Source organism: Nonomuraea sp. NPDC050404 (genome assembly GCF_040655495.1).
Classification (GTDB): Bacteria; Actinomycetota; Actinomycetes; order Streptosporangiales; family Streptosporangiaceae; genus Nonomuraea.
On record NZ_JBFAKB010000006.1, the window covers coordinates 578,176 to 595,437 of the forward strand.

A 17,262-nucleotide genomic window follows, 5' to 3' on the forward strand; every position below is an offset into this window, starting at 1 on the left:
GCCCCCCGGCGTTCAAATGATTATGACGACCTTGCCCTTGGCGTGCCGCCGTTCGGCGTACGCCATGGCCTCGGGCACCTCGCTCAGCGGGTGGACGCGGTCGATGACCGGCCGCAGCGTGCCGTCTTCCAGCAGTGCGGCCAGGGTGGCGAGGTCGTCGGCGTTCTCGCGGGTCACGAAGTTCGGGAACCTCTGGCCGACGAACCTCTCCATGGCCTTCAGCCTGATGATCCGGCCCATCGGGCCGACCCAGCGGCCCCCGGAACCGCTGTTGGGGATGAGCGTCCCGCCGGGGGTGAGCGCGCGCCGGCAGTCCGCCACCGAGCGGTTGCCCACGTTGTCGAGGATGACGTCGTACCGGCCGCGGGTGAAGTCCTCCTTGGCGTAGTCGATGACGTGGCCGGCGCCGAGCGAGCGCACCAGTTCGGCGTTCCCGCTGCCGCACACGCCCGTCACCTCCGCCCCGTACGACCTGGCGAGTTGCACCGCGAACGTGCCGATCCCGCCGGACGCGCCGTTGACCAGCACCTTCTGCCCCGCCTTGACGCGCGCCTTGTCGCGCAGGGCCTGCAGGGCGGTGAGCGCCGACGTGGGCACGGCCGCGGCCTGCTCGAACGTCAGGTCGGCCGGCTTGCGGGCGATCGGGCCGCCCTCCGGCACGGTGACGTACTCGGCGAACGCGCCGGCGTGACAGCCGTAGACCTCGTCGCCGGGCCGGAACCGGGTGACGCCCTTGCCGACCGCCTCGACCTCCCCGGCGAAGTCGTTGCCCAGCATCGGGGATTTGGGCCGGGTGAGCCCGGAGACAGCCCGCAGGATGTACGGGCTGCCCCTGAGCAGGTGCAGGTCGCCCGGGTTGACGCAGGCAGCGCGTACGCGGACGAGCACGTCGCCGTCTCCTGCCTCGGGCCTGCCGACGTCCTGGAGCTCGATGACGTCAGGCGGGCCGTAAGCGTGGTAGCGGATGGCCTTCATCGTCATGGCGTCCTCCGTGACAGGTGAAAGGAATTGCTGACATATGAAAACCATACCTCGCAGTAGGGACCTCCGGGCAAAGCAAACGGCGGGCGGGGGAAACCCCCCACCCGCCGCAGCGCGATGCCGGTCAGGCCCCGATCGGGCCCGTCATTCGTCAGGCCTTGAGCCAGCTCATCATCGGACGGAGCTTGGCGCCGGTCTTCTCGATGGCGTCCTCGGCCAGCTCGTCACGGTGACGCTGGAACTCCTTCTGGCCGCTGTCGAACTCCTCGACGAGCTGCCGGGCGAAGGTGCCGTCCTGGATCTCACCGAGGATGCGGCGCATCTCCTGACGGGTCTCGTCGTTGACGACGCGCGGGCCGCGGGTGTAGCCGCCGTACTCGGCCGTGTCGGAGACCGACCAGTACATCTTGGAGATGCCGCCCTCGTACATGAGGTCGACGATGAGCTTCATCTCGTGCAGGCACTCGAAGTAGGCGACCTCGGGCTGGTAGCCCGCCTCGATGAGGGTGTCGAAGCCCGCCTTGATGAGCTCGGAGACGCCGCCGCAGAGCACGGCCTGCTCACCGAACAGGTCGGTCTCGGTCTCCTCCTTGAACGTGGTCTTCAGCGCCCCCGCGCGGGTGCCGCCGATGCCCTTGGCGTAGGAGAGCGCGAGGTCGAGCGCCTTGCCCGAGGCGTCCTTCTCGACGGCCACGAGACACGGCACGCCGCGACCGGCCTCGAACTGGCGGCGCACGAGGTGGCCAGGGCCCTTGGGGGCGACCATGCAGACGTCGACGCCCTCGGGGGCCTCGATGAGGCCGTAGCGGATGTTCAGGCCGTGACCGAAGAACAGCGCGTCGCCCTCGACCAGGTTGGGGGCCACGTGCTCGGCGTACAGGTGGCGCTGGATGTGGTCCGGCGCCAGGATCATCGTGAGGTTGGCCTCCTCGACGGCCTCGCCCGGGGTGACCACGCGCAGGCCGTCGTTCTCGGCCTTCTCGCGGCTCTTGGAGCCCTCGGGCAGGCCGACGCGCACGTCCACGCCGGAGTCACGCAGGGAGAGCGCGTGGGCGTGGCCCTGGCTGCCGTACCCCAGCACGGCCACGTGGCGTCCCTGAATGATCGACAGGTCGGCCTGGTCGTCGTAGAAAATATCGGTCACTTGCTCAAAACCTTTCAGGCGGTACGGTCCAGTGCCCTGAGGGACCGGTCGGTGATGGAGCGGGCACCGCGGCCGATGGCCACCATGCCCGATTGGACGAGTTCCTTGATCCCGAACGGCTCAAGCACCTTGACGAAGGCGTCGAGCTTGTCGGGAGTGCCGGTGACCTCGATGGTCACGGCGTCGGCCGCCACGTCCACGCAGCGGGCGCGGAAGAGGTTGACGAGCTCCAGCACGTGCGAGCGACTCTCGGAGTCGGCCTTGACCTTGATCAGCATCAGCTCGCGCTGCACGGACTGGGACGGGTCCAGCTCGACGATCTTGAGCACGTTCACCAGCTTGTTGAGCTGTTTGGTGACCTGCTCCAGCGGCAGTTCCTCCACGCTGACCACGATCGTCATGCGGGAGATGTCGTCGTGCTCGGTGGGCCCGACGGCCAGGGAGTCGATGTTGAACCCCCTACGGCTGAACAGCGCCGACACGCGCGCCAGGACACCGGGCCTGTTCTCGACAAGCACCGACAGCGTGTGTCTACTCATCCTCGTTCTCCCACTTCGGTGCCATGTCACGGGCGATCTTGATGTCGTCGTTGCTGGTGCCCGCCGGGACCATGGGCCAGACCATGGCGTCCTGGTGGACGACGAAGTCGACCACGACAGGCACGTCGTTGATCTCCATGGCCTTCTTGATCACGGCGTCCACGTCCTCGGCGCGCTCGCACCGCAGGCCCACACAACCATAGGCCTCGGCCAGCTTGACGAAGTCCGGGATCCGGCGCGTCGTCTGCAGGTCGGTGTTGGAGTAGCGCTGGTCGTAGAACAGCGTCTGCCACTGGCGGACCATGCCGAGATTACCGTTGTTGATGACCGCGATCTTGACCGGCACGCCCTCCAGGGCGCAGGTGGCCAGTTCCTGGTTGGTCATCTGGAAGCAGCCGTCGCCGTCGATGGCCCACACGGTGGAGTCGGGGCGGCCCATCTTGGCGCCCATCGCGGCCGGGACGGCGAAGCCCATCGTGCCCAGACCGCCGGAGTTGATGAAGGTGCCGGGGTTCTCGTAGCCGATGAACTGCGAGGCCCACATCTGGTGCTGGCCGACCCCGGCCACGTAGTACGTGTCGGGACCGGCGATCGCGCTCAGCCGCTCCATGACGTACTGCGGGGCCAGCGAGCCGTCCTCGAACTCCTCGTAACCCAGCGGATAGGTCCGCTTGTACCCGTTGAGCGCCGTCCACCAGTCGGTGTAGTCGCCCTTCTGGTCCAGGTTCCGGATGACGGAGATGAGGTCGCTGATGACCTCCTTGCAGTCGCCCACGATCGGCACGTCGGCGTGGCGGTTCTTGGAGATCTCCGCCGGGTCGATGTCGGCGTGCACGACCTTGGCGTGCGGGGCGAACGACGACAGCTGGCCGGTCACCCGGTCGTCGAAGCGCACGCCCAGGCCGATGATCAGGTCGGACTTCTGCAGCGCGCCGACGGCCGACACGCTGCCGTGCATGCCCGGCATGCCCATGTGCTGCGGGTGGCTGTCGGGGAACGTGCCGCGCGCCATCAGGGTGGTGATGACCGGGATGTTCGTCAGCTCGGCCAGCTCCAGCAGTTCGGCCGACGCGCGCGCCTTGTGGACGCCGCCGCCGACGTACAGGATCGGCCGCCGGGCCTCGGCGATCAGCTTGGCGGCCTCGCGGATCTGCTTGGAGTGCGGCCTGGTGACCGGGCGGTAACCCGGGAGTTGCATGGTGGGCGGCCACGAGAACGTCATCTCGGACTGCAGCGCGTCCTTGGAAATGTCCACCAGGACCGGCCCCGGCCGGCCGGTGCCCGCGATGTGGAAGGCCTCCATGATCGTACGGGGGATGTCCGCGGGATCGGTGACCAGGAAGTTGTGCTTCGTGATCGGCATGGTGATGCCGGAGATGTCGGCTTCCTGGAAGGCGTCCGTGCCGATCGCCGCGCTGGCCACCTGCCCCGTGATCGCCACGATCGGCACCGAGTCCATGTACGCGTCGGCGATCGGCGTCACCAGGTTCGTGGCACCGGGGCCGCTGGTCGCCATGCAGACGCCGACCTTGCCCGTGGCCTGCGCATAACCCTCGGCCGCGTGCCCCGCGCCCTGCTCGTGCCGTACGAGCACGTGCCGGACCTTGGTCGAGTCGTAGAGAGGATCGTAGGCCGGCAGAATGGCACCGCCCGGGATCCCGAACACTGTGTCGACTCCAACATGCTCCAGCGCCCTGACCAGGGCCTGTGCACCTGTCATCCGTTCGGTCATCGGCTCGTTCCTTGCGTGGCTACTCGCTTAAGGACATAAAAAATGCCCCGTCCCACCGATGGCGGGGCTGGGGCGGCGCGCAGGTCGTCGTGCTTCGCTATCGGCCTGCGCGCCGGCGAAGTACTACGAGAATCTCACTGCGAAGCATGGCTTACACCATAGCCGCTCCGAACGCCCCAGTGTCAACTTGGTGGACACAAGTCTCAAACAGTGAGACTCGTACGCATCAGCGAGTCGACTCCGCGCGCCGCCATCGGCCGCGCCACCAGGAAGCCCTGCCCCCGCGTGCAGCCCATCCGCTTGAGCAGGTCGAGCTGCTCGGGACGTTCGATCCCCTCGGCCACCACGATGAGCCCGAGATCGTGCCCGAGCCGCACGATCGTACGCGTGAGCAGCGTCAGCGTGTCGTCCTTGCCCAGCCCCGACACGAAGGACGGATCGATCTTGATCATGTCCACCGGAAGCTGGCGCAGGAACGCCAGCGAGGCGTAGCCGGTGCCGAAGTCGTCGATCGCCAGCCGCACGCCGAGCGCCCGCAGCTCCGAGAGCCGCTTGATCGTCTCCTCCGCGTCCTCGACCAGCATCTCCTCGATGACTTCGAGGGTCAGCGAGGCGGCGGGCAGCCCGCTCTCGGTCAGCGCCTCCTCCACGGTCTCGACGAACCTGGGCGCCATGATCTGGCGCGCCGACAGGTTCAGCGACAGCCCGATGTCCCAGGAGGAGGCCCGCCAGGCGGCCACCTCGCGGCACGACTCGCGCAGGATCCACTCGCTCAGCGGCACGATCAGCCCGGTGTCCTCGGCCGGGCCGAGGAATTGCTCCGGCGGCACGAACACCGACCCGCGCCACCACCGCACCAGGGCCTCGACCGCGGTGACGCGCGAGGTGGCCAGGTCGACCACCGGCTGGTACTCGATCGCGAACTGCTGCTCGATCAGTGCCCGCTGCAGGTCGGCGGCCAGCTCCAGGCGGCGTACGACGTCGGCGTGCATCTGCGCGGCGAACACCTCCACCCGGCGCCCGCCCAGCTCCTTGGAGCGGGCCATGGCCACGTCGGCGTTGCGCATGAGGTCGCCCGCGGGCACGTCGTCCTCGGCGAAGGCCACGCCCACGCTCGCGGTGAGCGCCACGTCGCGGTCGGCCACCCGGAACGGCTCCTGCGAGACCGCGCCGACCAGCCGCTCGGCCAGATCCACCGCGAGCTGCGCCTCGCCGCCGGTCTCCACGAGCACGGCGAACTCGTCGCCGCCCCATCGGGCCAGCGTGTCGTCGGCGCCCACGGCCCCGCGCAGCCTGCGCGCGGCCTGCCCGAGCAGGTAGTCGCCGCTGGCGTGCCCCACCGAGTCGTTGACCGAGGTGAACCCGTCGAGGTCGAGGAAGATGACCGCCACGTTGCCCGCGGTGCGGCCGGACAGCACCTCGCGGGTGCGCTCCTCGAAGTAGGCGCGGTTGGGCAGGCCGGTGATGCCGTCGTGGAAGGTCAGGTGGGCGACCTGGTTGCGCAGGGCCTCCTCGTCGCTGATGTCCCTGGTCGTGACGAGCATGAGGTCGTCGCCGCCGGCGTGGCGGGTGGCCACGGACTCGGTGGGGCGCCAGGTGCCGTCCGCCGCGCGTACGCGGCAGGCGATCAGGCAGGCGCCGGGCGCGGCGTTCTCCTCGCCGTACTGCCCGGCCTCGATGGTCATGGCGCGCATGGCGACCCGGATGCCCGGCACGTCCTCCGGGTGGATGTAGTCGAAGATCGACCCGCCGACCAGCTCTTTCTGGGGGTAGCCGTAGGTGACCTCGACCCCGGCGCCGATCTCGCGCACGACGCCCTCGTAGTCGCAGATGAACACCACGTCGCCGGTGCTCTCCGCCAGCTCGCGCAGTTGCCGCTCGCCCAGCTTGACCAGGCCGCGCAGGCGCACGTTGGCCGCCGAGACCGCGAACAGGCGTACCAGCAGGAGCAGCACCACGGAGACCGCGACCACCACGACGCCGGTGATGGGCGGCCCGGCCCGGCCGCCCGCCTGGTGGGCGAGCAGCGTGCAGGCCGCCACGGCGACCATCGCCAGCGGCACCAGCGCGATCACGGGAGCGATCGCGGGCCGGCCCAACGCCCTGAGCCGCGGCCCCCACGGGATGGCCGCCAGCAGCAGGAAGGCGACGGGGGCGAGCATGACGGCCCAGAGCTGTGGCTCGGCGTCGAGCAGCCGCGCCACCGCCCCCGCCAGCCCCGCCACGGTCATGGTGCCCAGCGCGGCCACCCCGGCCAGGGCCAGCAGCCACGAGGAGGACTTGCTGGTGAGCACCGAGGGGACCACCGCGCACGTCACCAGCAGCGCGATCAGCGGCGGCAACATGACCAGCGTGAACGCGGCGGGGTCGGCCGCGTCGGCGTAGACGTGGCGCAGCGCCACCACCCAGCCGATCAGGAACAGGGAGGCGGTGCAGAGGTAGGCGTCGGTGATATGCCGTAAGGCGACTCTGGCCGGGAACCTCCGGTCGGCGGCGATCAGCGCGCCGCCCGCCGTGACGACGGTGCCGACCAGCATGAACAGATCGGCGAAGCTGACCACGAAGCTCTCGGCGACCGACCCGAGCGCCACCCCGGCGGCCCAGATGACGACGCCGCCGCCCATCCAGCGCGCGCCCATCGCCGTCGGGCGGGGCACGGCGGCCTGCCGCACCGAGGCGATCAGCAAGGAGGAGGCGGCGACCAGCGCCGCGAGCGCTCCGGCGATCGCTCCCGTGACCGGGGCCGGGCTTCCCGTCAGGAGGACGACGGCGAAGATCGCCGCGCCTGCCGCTGCCGCGGCGGCCGGCGGCACCCGTGGATCACGCCAGCGGATCACAGTCGTTGCCCATCCCGTCTCGAACTATGCACGTATGACCGCCGAAGCCCGGTCGATCACTTCGCCAGTGTGTGCTGTCGTGGGTGCGCGGGTGGTGACAACGGCGATGTCGTCACCGATCTGATAACCAGACAGACCAATTGCCGCCAAGAGTTCCTTGACAGTGAGTCAGGAACTCCCTGCAAACGCAACCGTACGCACCGAAGGTCACGGACCAGCCACGTTCCGGGATCCTCTCAGTACGCGTCCGTAATGACGTTGTCCAGGGGTTCTCCGGCAAGATAGCGCTCAAGCTGGGCGCGCAGGAGACGCAGCAGACGCCTCTCCGACGCGGGGGTGCTGCCCGCGACGTGCGGGGTGATCAGCAGGCCGGGAGCGCTCCAGAGCGGGTGGCCCTCGGGCAGCGGCTCGGGCGCGGTAACGTCGAGCGCGGCGCGCAGCCTGCCGGTCTTGAGCTCGGCCACCAGCGCGTCGGTGTCGACGATCCCGCCCCTGGCGGCGTTGACGAGCAGCGCGCCGTCCTTCATGCGCGCCAGGAACGCGGCGTCCACCATCCCCGCGGTGTCGGCGGTGGCCGGCACGAGCAGCACGACCACGTCGGCCCCGGGCAGCAGCGCGGGCAGCTCGTCCATGGCGTGCACGCCGTCGCGTGCGCTCCTGGCCACCCGTACGACGTCCACCTCGAACCCGCCGAGCCGCCTTTCGAGCGCGGCGCCGATGGAGCCGTAACCGACGATGAGCACGGTCGAGTCGGCCAGCACGTCGGTGTGGTGGTAGGTCCACTCGCCCCTGCGCTGCGCGTCCACGAAACCCGGGAACTCCCTGAGCACCGCGACCATGGCGCCCACCACCCACTCGGCGGTGCCGGCGTCGTGCACGCCGCGCGCGTTGCACAACTGCGCGCCCTCGGGCAGATGCGGCCGGTACGGCTCCACCCCCGCGGTCACGGTCTGCACCAGCCGCAACGAGCGCATCGCCGCCAGGGTCCCCGGCACGTCGGGCGCGGTCACCAGCGGCGGGATCCACACTTCCACATCCGCCACCCCATCCGGCATCGATGACGTGCCGTCATAGACGACGCATTCAACGCCAGGAAGGTCAGACAGAACATCAGCCGCCGAATCGGACGGAACCCAGGTCTTCATGCCGAGAACCCTACGGCTTAGGGGTCAGTATGGAACACATGAGGAAGCTCTTGACGATCATGCTACTGGCCGCGCTCACGGCGTGTTCCAGCCGTGGCGGAGAGGTCCTCCCCACGGCGGCCGTGTCGGCGGGGTCCGCGCCCGGCGCCCCGCGGGACGTGGTGACCGGGCTGGCCGTCCCGTGGGCGATCGCGTTCCTGCCGGGGCCCGGCGGCGACGCGCTGGTGACCGAGCGGGACACGGCCCGCGTGCTGCGGGTCAGCAGGGCCGGCGAGGTGAAGGAGCTGGCCAAGATCGAGGACGCGCGGCCCGACGGGGAGGGCGGCCTGATGGGGATCGCGGTCAAGGATGAGCAAATCTTCCTTTACTACACCGCGGAGCTGGACAACCGGATCGTCCGCTACCGGCTCGCCGGGGACGCCCTGACCGATCAGCAGCTCCTCGTCCAGAACATCCCGAAGGGCGGCATCCACAACGGCGGACGGCTCGCGTTCGGCCCCGACGGCTACCTGTACGCCACCACGGGCGAGGTCGGCGACCGCGACATGGCCCAGCAGCGCGACTCGCTCGGCGGCAAGATCCTGCGCATGACCGTAGACGGCGCGCCCGCGCCCGGCAACCCGTTCGGCACGCTGGTCTACAGCTACGGCCACCGCAACGTACAGGGCCTGGCGTGGGACGACTCGAACCGGCTCTACGCCTCGGAGTTCGGCGCGAACGCCTACGACGAGGTCAACCTGATCCGGGCCGGGGCCAACTACGGCTGGCCGGAGGTCGAGGGCCGCGGTGACGACCAGCGTTACGTCAACCCCATCCTCACCTGGTCCACCGCCGAGGCGTCGCCCTCCGGCATGGCCTACGCGGACGGCTCGTTGTGGGTCGGCGCGCTGCGCGGGGCGCGGCTGTGGCAGATCCCGCTCGGCGACGACGGCTCGGCGGGCACGCCGGTGTCCCATTTCGGCGACCGGTACGGGCGGCTGCGCGCGGTCACGGCGGCGGCGGACGGCACGCTCTGGGTCGGCACGAGCAACAAGGACGGCCGCGGCTCCCCCAATGACGGCGACGACCGCATCATGGCGGTCACCCCATCCTGATCGGGCCGGGGCGCCGTCCTGACCGGGCCGGGGCGCCGTCCTGATCGGGCCGGGGCGAGGCTTCTCAGCGCCGTCACCCCGTCCTGACCGGGCCGGGGCGAGGGCTTCTCAGCGCAGTCGCCCCGTCCCGACCGGGCCCCGAGCCGGCGACCGGCCCGGGGCGAGGGTTTCTCAGCCGGTCGCGCCGGTGCAGGCCACCTGGGCCTGCGGGCGGTACTTGGTGGTCAGCTTCTTGTCCCGCTTGACCACCTTGCCGTCCTTCTGGAACACCCGCGTCACGTCGATCGTGAAGCCCTGCTCCCCCACCGTCGGCAGGCAGCCGGGCGACGAGCTGGTCTCCCGCCGGAACGGCGTGTGGTCGCGCGGCTGCGACGTCACGGCCTCGATCTTGTCGTAGCGCTTGGTGCTCCACAACGTGACCGTGACCGACCTGTCGGTGAAGGCGGTCTTGATCAGCACGCCGTGGTCGGAGTCGTTGCGCCACTTCAGGTCCAGGTCGGGATAGAGCAGCGCGACGTCCCGCCCGGCCGGATAGCGCGGCGCGTAGTAGTCCATCGGCTGGTGCTCCACGTCGTCGAACCCGCCGAAGTACGCCGCGTTGTACATGGCGGTCGCGAACTGGGAGCCGCCGCCGCCGACGATGTTCACCATCCGCCCGCCGACGATCTGCCCGGCCTCGACGTAGCCGTCCTCGACGGTCCGCCGCCCGACCACGTCGTTGATCGAGAACGTCGCCCCGGGCCGCACGATGTGGCCGTCGAACTCCTGCGCCATCCGCTGGATGTTCTTCACCCGGGCCTGGCAGCAGTCGAAGGAGGAGGTGAAGGTGCTGACGGCCTCCCTGATGCCGAGCCCCTGGATCTGCGAGGTCTGCACGTCAGGGGCCACCGTGCCCAGCCGGACCGCGACCGTGCGGTCGCCGCCCTCCTGGAACACCTTCTCCGCGTCCCTGGCCAGCAGCTTGTCGTTGACTCCCCGCCCTGACCTGGCGGGCACCAGGACCGGCTTGCCGTCCACGATCTGGTACGTGGCGTCGCGCGGCTGCTGCGCCGCGTCCACCAGGCTGCTCTCGACGGAGGCCAGCACCTTCTTGGCGTCGAACTCGGGCACCAGCGTGCCGTCGCCGTCGGGGTTGAAGGTCAGGTTGGCCGCGATCATGGCCGGGGGCACCGGCACCTGCTTGTCGCCGAGCGTCAGCGTCAGGGGCGCGGCGACCGCCGCCTTCGCCATGGCCAGCGCCTTGGTGACCGACTCGGAGGTGGTCGCGGGCTCGGCGGGCCGCAGCGGGAGCGCCACCGTGCCGCCGCCGCTCAGGAAGCTGCCGGTGATCTTGCGTACGGCGTCCTCGCGGTCGAGCAGCACGCCGTCCTCGGGCTGGCGGGCCTTGGCCTGCAGCCCCGAGAAGAACACCCTGCCCTCCTGCGCGGGCTTGTCCACGCTCTCCGCCAGGCCCTCGACGGTCCTGGTGAGCTGGGAGGAGTCGACGGTGATCTTCGGCTGGAGCTCGGTCGTGCCGGTCAGCCCCTGCCAGACCTCCTCGGGGGTCGGGAACCCGCTGGGCGCCTGCCCGATGGTGCCCACCACGTCGAGTTCGAGCCCGGCCTCGTCGGCCTGGATGGTCTCCTTCTGGCCGCCGATGTCGGCCACCACGGGCTTGCTGAGCCTGGCGCCCAGGTCGGCGCGCAGCTTCTCGGCCGCCTGCGTCACGGTCAGGCCGCCGATGTCCACCCCGGCCACCCGCGTGCCCCGTAACACCGAGCCCGACATGAACACGGCGGGGACCACGTACGCCAGCGCGACCAGCACCAGCACGAGTCCGGCCAGGCCGGGCAGCAGCCTGCCGCGTCTGGGCGGGTCGGGCTCGAAGGGCGCGGGCCGCTCCGGCGGGCCGCCGAACACGGGGACGGGGGCCGGCTGCCTGTCGGTCACCGGCCAGGGCTGGGCAGGCGGCGCCACGGGAGGCAGCGCGCCCTTGCCGGCAGCGCCGTTGACAGCTCCGTTGGCGACACCGTTGCCGGCACCGCCCGGAGGACCGCCCTGCGCGCTCGGACCCTGCTGCGGCCGGGGCTCCTGCTTTTCCGGCGGGCCGAAGATGTCCCGGGAGACGCCCGGGGGCAGACCTTCGATCCGCGGCTTCCTGGAGACGGCCGACGTGGGCATTGGCACCGAGGCGAACGGGTCGGTCGGTGATTCGATCGGTCCGGCGTTTCGCACGCCTCAATCTCCTCCCGGTCCGCAGCCAAGTCTCAGGCAACAGTAAGGCACGCGGATCCGCATATGTCACGGGAAATGGCTACGGAAGTGTGTCAACCTAGCCACCGGTAGCGATGCTCCGGCCGGCCGGCCGTGCCGTAACGCGGCCGGAACTCGGCCTGACCCGCCGCGCACAGGTGTTCCAGATAGCGGCGGGCGCTCACCCGCGACAGGCCCGTGAGCTCGGCCGCCTCGGCGGCCGACAGGTCACGGCCCGCCTCTCGAAGGGTATCGGCGACCAGTGCGCACGTGGCCGGGGACAACCCTTTCGGCATGGGGGCGGCGCTCTTGTAGGTGCCGAAAAGGCGGTCCACGTCGTCCTGGCGGGCCTCGGGGCCGATGGCGGTCAGGCGCTTGCGGGTGTCGGCGTAGTGCTGCAGGCGCTCGGTCAGCGCCACGGCGGTGAACGGCTTGATGAGGTAGTTGATCGCGCCGCCGCGCATGGCCTCCCTGACGGTGGGCACGTCGCGGGCGGCGCTGATCATGAGGACGTCCACGTCGTGCAGTGCCTTGAGCACCTCCAGGCCCGACATGTCGGGCAGATAGATGTCGAGCAGCACCAGGTCGGGCCGTAACTCGGCCGCCGCCGCGAGCGCCTCGGCGCCGCTGTGCGCGACGGAGACGACGTCGAAGCCCGGCACGCGGCTGACGTAGCCGCTGTGGATGCGGGCGACCATGAAGTCGTCGTCGACCACCAAGACTTGGATCATGGCTTATCCCCGTTCGGGAGCAGGGCGGTGAAGACCGCGCCGCCCGCGTTGCGTACGCGTACCCAGCCGCCTCGGCGCAGGCACACCTGCCTGGTCAGGGCCAGCCCCAGCCCGCGCGGGCCCGAGTGGGCAGCCTTGGTGGTGAAGCCCTCCCTGAAGACCTCCTCCACCAGGCCGGGCGCGATGCCGGGGCCCGAGTCGCCCACCCGTACGCGCAGCCCGTCCGCGTCGGCACGTACCGACACCTCGATCGTGCCCTGTGCGCCGTCGAGGGCGTCGATGGCGTTGGCGACCAGGTTTCCCACCACCAGGACCGCGTCGCGCGGGTCGCCGAGCAGGCCCTCGGGCACCGCGGAGTCCTCGGCCAGCACCAGCTCGGCCCCGCGCTCGGCCGCCTCGGCGGACTTGGCCAGCAGGAGGGCGGCGAGCGTGGGGTCCTGGATGTGCTCGCGCAGGTCGGTGGCGTACGCGCCGTGCGTGGTGCGGGTGATGAAGGTGATGGCCGCCTCGTGCTCGCCCAGCTCCAGCAGCCCGACGACGGTGTGCATGCGGTTGGCGAACTCGTGCGCCTGGGCCCGCAGTGCCTCCGTGGCGCTGCTGCTGTCGTCCAGCTCGCGTGCCAGGTGGACCAGCTCGGTGCGGTCCCGCAGGGTGACCACCCAGCCGAGGTGGCGGCCGCGTACCCAGACGGGGGTGCGGTTGAGCACCAGCACGCGCTCGCCGTGCAGCACGATGCGGTCCTCGCCCGGGTCGGCGCCGCCGAGCACGTCGCGCATGCGCTCGGAGACCGGCATCTGCGTCAGGTCCTCGCCCACGGTGCCCAGCAGCTCGCGGGCGGCGTCGTTGACCAGCGTGACCCTGCCCGCCAGGTCGAGCGCGAGCACGCCCTCCTTGACGCCGTGCAGCACGCCCTCGCGCTGCTCCAGCAGCGCGGCGATCTCGCGCGGCTCCAGGCCGAAGGTCTGCCTGCGCACCCGCGCGGTGATCAGCGCGGCCAGCGCGAGCCCGGCCAGCAGCACGGCCAGCGCGGTCCAGATCAGCGGCGGCAGGGTGCCGGCGACCTGGCGGATGACCGTGGTCTCCAGCACGCCGACGGACACCAGGCCGATGATCTGCCCGTACTCGTCGCGGATGGGCGCCTTGCCCCTGACCGTGGTGCCGATCGTGCCGGTCTCCGTGCCGACCCAGCTCCTGCCGGTACGCAGCACCGTGCTGCCGTCGGTGGACAGCCGCTTGCCGATCAGCGAGGCGTTGGGATGGGCGTAGCGCTTCTGCTCGGTGTTGGCGATCACCACGTAGTCGGCGCCGGTCTCCTGCTGGACACTCATGGCCAGCGGCTGCAGCACGCTGTCCGGGCGCGCCAGCTCGAACGCCTCCCGGACCGTCGGCAGCCCAGCCACCGACTGGGCGATCGCCAGCGCCCGCTGCTGGTAGAGCGAGTCGAGCTGGTCGCGCGTGTGGTCGGCCCACACGCTTCCCGTGCCTCCTACGGCGAGCAGCACGATCGCCATCTGGAGCGCGAACAGCTGGGTCCCGAGGGAGGCGTCACGCAGGCGTCTCACCCGGCCCATGCAAACAAACGGAGGTCACGTCCCGGTCGCGACCAGCACGCGACCGGCACGACCGCCATGCACGTCCGGGTCGTGACCAATACGACCACTATGACGGCAACCGCGGAAAGCCTCGACGCGCGACAATCGGGACTTCACCATGCCAGTTCCATAAAACGTGAAATCCCCCCAGGAGTGATCATGCGCCTGCGCGTATTCGCCGTCCTCGCGGCACTCTCCCTCGCCACGATGACGGGCTGCGGCCAGACGGGCACCAGCGCCAACGCGACCTTGCGGATCATGGCCCCGGCCGCGCCGGGAGGCGGCTGGGACCAGACCTCCCGTACGGCGGAGCAGGCGTTCAAGGCGGCCGACCCCAAGCGCAAGGTCGAGGTGTACAACGTGCCCGGCGCCGGCGGCACGATCGGCCTGGCCCAGCTCGCCGGCGAGAAGGGCAACGGCAACCTGCTGATGACCATGGGTCTGGTCATGGTGGGCGCCATCGAGCAGAACAAGTCGCAGGTCACGCTGGCCGAGACCACGCCCATCGCCAAGCTGACCGAGGAGTACGAACTCGTCGTGGTGCCGGCCGCGTCGCCGTACAAGTCGCTGGCCGATCTGGTGGCGGCCTGGAAGGCCGACCCGGCGAAGGTGTCCATCTCGGGCGGCTCGGCGGGCGGCACCGACCACATCCTGGCCGGCCTGATGGCCAAGGCCGCGGGCGTGGACCCCAAGCTGGTCAACTACATCGCGCACTCGGGCGGCGGCGAGGCGCTGAACGAGCTGCTCGGCAACAAGGTCAGCGCGGGCATCTCGGGCGTTTCCGAGTTCGCCGAGCACGTGAAGTCGGGCAAGCTGCGCGCACTCGGCGTGTCCTCCGGCGAGCGGCTGCCCGGCGTGGACGCGCCCACGCTGAAGGAGGGCGGGCTGAACGTGGAGTTGGCCAACTGGCGCGGCTTCGTGGCCCCCGCGGACCTCTCCGACGCCGACAAGACGGCCCTGACCGACCTGGTCACCAAGATGCACGACTCGCAGCCGTGGAAGGACGCGGTGGCCAAGAACGGCTGGATCGACTCCTTCCAGACCGGGCAGAAGTTCGCCTACTACCTCGACGCGGAGCAGGCCCGTGTCAAGGCGATCATCGCCGAGATGGGACTCGTCTCCTGATGTCCGACCTTCCACCGAAGGCCCGCCGGCCTCAGGAGGCGCGGCGGGCGGGCCGTTGGCGGCCCGAGCTCGTGCTGGCGCTCGTGGTGCTGGCGCTGGGCGTGCTCGTCGTGGTCGGCACGCTCGACGTGTCGGCCGCGGCCTCACAGCTCGGCCTCGGGCCGCGTTTCTTCCCCATGCTGGTGGGCGGCTCCATGGTGCTCATCGGCCTGTTCTACGTGATCGACGTGCTGCGCGGCGGCCAGGGCGACCCCGAGGAGAGCGAGGACGTGGACGCCGCCGCCCCCACGGACTGGCGCAGCCTCGGCCTCGTCAGCGGCATCTTCCTGGCCTTCGCCGCGCTGCTGCCCGTGCTCGGCTGGGTCATCGGCGCGAGCCTGCTGTTCTTCGGCCTGTCGGTGTCGCTCGGGGCCAGGCATCTGGTGCGGGTGGCCGTGATCGCGGTGGCCCTGGGGCTGGGCACGTACCTGCTGTTCGTCATGGGCCTGGGCGTGACGCTGCCGGGCGGTCTGCTGGAAGGGGTGCTGTGAGCTCCTTCCAGTTGTTGCTCGACGGCTTCGCCGCCGCGCTCACGCTGACCAATCTCATGTACGCGCTCATCGGCGTCACGCTCGGCACCCTGGTCGGCGTGCTGCCCGGCATCGGGCCGGCGATGACCGTGGCGCTGCTCCTGCCGATCACCTTCACGGTGCCGGTGGCCAGCGCGTTCATCATGTTCGCCGGGATCTACTACGGCGGCATGTACGGCGGCTCGACCACCTCCATCCTGCTCAACACGCCCGGCGAGTCGGCGTCGATGATCACGGCGCTGGAGGGCAACAAGATGGCGCGGCGGGGCAGGGCCGCCCAGGCGCTGGCCACGGCCGCGATCGGCTCGTTCGTGGCCGGGACCATCGCCACGGCCCTGCTGGTCGTGGCGGCGCCCGCGGTGGCCGCCTTCGCGATCTCCTTCGGCCCCGCGGACTACTTCGCGCTGGCGGTGCTCGCCTTCACGGCGGTCTCCTCGGTGTTGTCCCGCTCGATCGTGCGCGGCCTGGCCTCGCTCGGTCTCGGCCTGGTGATCGGCCTGATCGGCATCGACCAGCAGACCGGCCAGGCCCGCCTCACGATGGGCATTCCCCAGTTGCTCGACGGCATCGACGTGGTGATCGTCGCGGTGGGCCTGTTCGCCCTCGGCGAGGCCCTGTACGTGGCCTCCCGCCTGCGGCACGCGCCTCCCGAGGTGGTCAGGGTCGGCTGGACGTGGATGGGCCGTTCCGACTGGCGGCGCTCCTGGCGGCCGTGGTTGCGCGGCACCGCCCTGGGCTTCCCGTTCGGGGCGCTGCCCGGCGGCGGGGCGGAGATCCCGACGTTCCTGTCGTACACGGCCGAGAAGCGCCTGGCGCGCGGCGTGGCCCGCGAGGAGTACGGCAAGGGGGCCATCGAGGGCGTCGCGGGCCCCGAGGCGGCCAACAACGCCTCCGCGGCCGGCACCCTGGTCCCGCTGCTCACGCTGGGCCTGCCCACGTCCGCCACGGCCGCGATCCTGCTGGCCGCCTTCCAGCAGTACGGCCTGCAGCCCGGACCCCAGCTCTTCGACAGCCAGCCGGCCCTGGTGTGGGGCATGATCGCCTCGCTGTTCATCGGCAACGCGATGCTGCTGGTGCTGAACCTGCCCCTGGCCCCGCTGTGGGCCCGGGTCCTGCGGGTCCCCCGCCCGTACCTCTACGCCGGGATCGTGCTCTTCGCCGCCCTCGGGGTCTACGCCCTGAACGGCACCGCCGTGGACCTTTTCATCCTGTACGTGCTCGGCCTGCTCGGCTACGCCATGCGGCGCTTCGGCCTGCCCGTCGCCCCCGCGGTGATCGGCATGATCCTGGGCCCGATGGCGGAGATCCAGCTGCGCCGGGCGCTGGCCATCGGGGCGGGCGACGTGAGCGTGCTGGTGAGCAGCCCGATCTCGATCGTCCTGCTCGTACTGGCCGCGCTGGCCCTGCTCACGCCCCTGCTGCGCAGGCTGGCGGCCCGCCGCGGCCTCGCACCCGCCGTACCGGGGCAGGAGGAGGAGTAACCGCGCCCCGCCCGGGGAATCTCACAGATGGTTCTTGGGCAGGCCCCGCCGATTTGTCCG

13 protein-coding genes are annotated in these 17,262 nt (G+C 70.7%); 4 read left to right on the top strand and 9 right to left on the bottom strand.

Annotated features, from left to right (window positions below):
- Positions 1-12 precede the first annotated feature (12 nt).
- From AB0I81_RS20020 to AB0I81_RS20045, 6 genes are all read right to left on the bottom strand, one after another.
- Positions 13-981 carry an NAD(P)-dependent alcohol dehydrogenase gene (locus AB0I81_RS20020; RefSeq protein ID WP_360658556.1) on the bottom strand — a complete coding sequence of 323 codons (969 nt, stop codon included), beginning with the start codon at positions 979-981 and terminating at the stop codon, positions 13-15.
- Positions 982-1,132: 151 nt separating this feature from the next.
- Entirely contained in the window at positions 1,133-2,116 is a 984-nt protein-coding gene (gene ilvC / locus AB0I81_RS20025; protein WP_360658624.1) for a ketol-acid reductoisomerase, read from the bottom strand.
- Between the two features lie 23 nt (positions 2,117-2,139).
- Complete coding sequence (gene ilvN / locus AB0I81_RS20030; protein ID WP_360658558.1) at positions 2,140-2,664, bottom strand: acetolactate synthase small subunit; 525 nt, start codon at positions 2,662-2,664, stop codon at positions 2,140-2,142.
- The gene (locus AB0I81_RS20035; RefSeq protein WP_360658560.1) at positions 2,657-4,396 is read right to left on the bottom strand and encodes an acetolactate synthase large subunit; all 1,740 of its coding nucleotides are present in this window, start codon (positions 4,394-4,396) and stop codon (positions 2,657-2,659) included. Before AB0I81_RS20035 ends, ilvN begins: the two co-directional genes overlap by 8 nt.
- A 203-nt stretch (positions 4,397-4,599) precedes the next feature.
- Positions 4,600-7,233 carry an EAL domain-containing protein gene (locus tag AB0I81_RS20040; RefSeq protein WP_360658562.1) on the bottom strand — a complete coding sequence of 878 codons (2,634 nt, stop codon included), beginning with the start codon at positions 7,231-7,233 and terminating at the stop codon, positions 4,600-4,602.
- A 236-nt stretch (positions 7,234-7,469) separates the two neighbouring features.
- Positions 7,470-8,267, bottom strand: a complete 798-nt coding sequence (locus tag AB0I81_RS20045; RefSeq protein WP_360658564.1) for a 2-hydroxyacid dehydrogenase — start codon at positions 8,265-8,267, stop codon at positions 7,470-7,472.
- A gap of 149 nt (positions 8,268-8,416) precedes the next feature.
- Between AB0I81_RS20045 and AB0I81_RS20050 the strand changes: the two genes are divergently transcribed.
- Positions 8,417-9,472: a PQQ-dependent sugar dehydrogenase gene (locus AB0I81_RS20050; RefSeq protein WP_360658566.1), complete on the top strand. Its 1,056-nt coding sequence runs from the start codon at positions 8,417-8,419 to the stop codon at positions 9,470-9,472.
- Between the two features lie 171 nt (positions 9,473-9,643).
- On the opposite strand, the gene AB0I81_RS20055 is transcribed toward AB0I81_RS20050, so the two are convergent.
- The 3 genes from AB0I81_RS20055 to AB0I81_RS20065 all read right to left on the bottom strand — a co-directional run bounded on the left by AB0I81_RS20055 (position 9,644) and on the right by AB0I81_RS20065 (position 14,006).
- Positions 9,644-11,686 (bottom strand): VanW family protein, encoded by a 2,043-nt coding sequence (locus AB0I81_RS20055; protein ID WP_360658567.1) that lies wholly within the window; start codon positions 11,684-11,686, stop codon positions 9,644-9,646.
- Positions 11,687-11,778: 92 nt separating this feature from the next.
- Entirely contained in the window at positions 11,779-12,435 is a 657-nt protein-coding gene (locus AB0I81_RS20060) for a response regulator (RefSeq protein ID WP_360658569.1), read from the bottom strand.
- Entirely contained in the window at positions 12,432-14,006 is a 1,575-nt protein-coding gene (locus tag AB0I81_RS20065) for a sensor histidine kinase (RefSeq protein WP_360658571.1), read from the bottom strand. Before AB0I81_RS20065 ends, AB0I81_RS20060 begins: the two co-directional genes overlap by 4 nt.
- 180 nt (positions 14,007-14,186) lie before the next feature.
- Between AB0I81_RS20065 and AB0I81_RS20070 the strand changes: the two genes are divergently transcribed.
- The 3 genes from AB0I81_RS20070 to AB0I81_RS20080 are packed head-to-tail and all read left to right on the top strand — an operon-like array spanning position 14,187 to position 17,202.
- The gene (locus AB0I81_RS20070; protein WP_360658573.1) at positions 14,187-15,152 is read left to right on the top strand and encodes a tripartite tricarboxylate transporter substrate-binding protein; all 966 of its coding nucleotides are present in this window, start codon (positions 14,187-14,189) and stop codon (positions 15,150-15,152) included.
- Positions 15,152-15,682, top strand: a complete 531-nt coding sequence (locus AB0I81_RS20075) for a tripartite tricarboxylate transporter TctB family protein (protein WP_360658575.1) — start codon at positions 15,152-15,154, stop codon at positions 15,680-15,682. Before AB0I81_RS20070 ends, AB0I81_RS20075 begins: the two co-directional genes overlap by 1 nt.
- On the top strand, positions 15,679-17,202 hold the full coding sequence (locus AB0I81_RS20080; protein WP_360658577.1) for a tripartite tricarboxylate transporter permease: 1,524 nt from the start codon (positions 15,679-15,681) through the stop codon (positions 17,200-17,202). Before AB0I81_RS20075 ends, AB0I81_RS20080 begins: the two co-directional genes overlap by 4 nt.
- Positions 17,203-17,262: the final 60 nt, after the last annotated feature.